The following is a 386-nucleotide window of genomic DNA, read 5'->3' on the forward strand; positions in this document are numbered from 1 at the left end:
GTCGATGCGCAGGGCAACTATACCGTTACCCTGGCCACCGCGCAGGTGGATGGCGAGCCGCTGGCCGTTACCCAGGTCGATCCGTCGGGCAATGTTTCCGACCCGACCGCCATCGTGGCGCCCGACCTGACCGCGCCTGATGCGCCGAGCGCGTTCATCGCTCCCGATGGCGCATCGATCAGCGGCACGGGTGAGGCCGGCGCGACCATCACGGTACGCGATGCGTCCGGTGCCATCATCGGCACGACGGTGGTGAATGGTGACGGCAACTATCTGTTCGTGCTGACGCCCGCGCGCGTGGATGGCGAGGTTCTGGGCATCACCCAGAGCGATGTCGCCGGCAATGTCTCGACCGGGGTGACGGTGACGGCGGACGACATCACCCC

1 protein-coding gene is annotated in these 386 nt (G+C 67.4%); it reads left to right on the forward strand.

From position 1 onward, the window contains the following. A partial coding sequence (locus AC07UX_RS21165) for an Ig-like domain-containing protein (protein ID WP_495193935.1) occupies positions 1 to 386 on the forward strand: 386 nt, incomplete at both ends.

Source organism: Sphingobium sp. GW821-FHT02B05 (assembly GCF_059421905.1).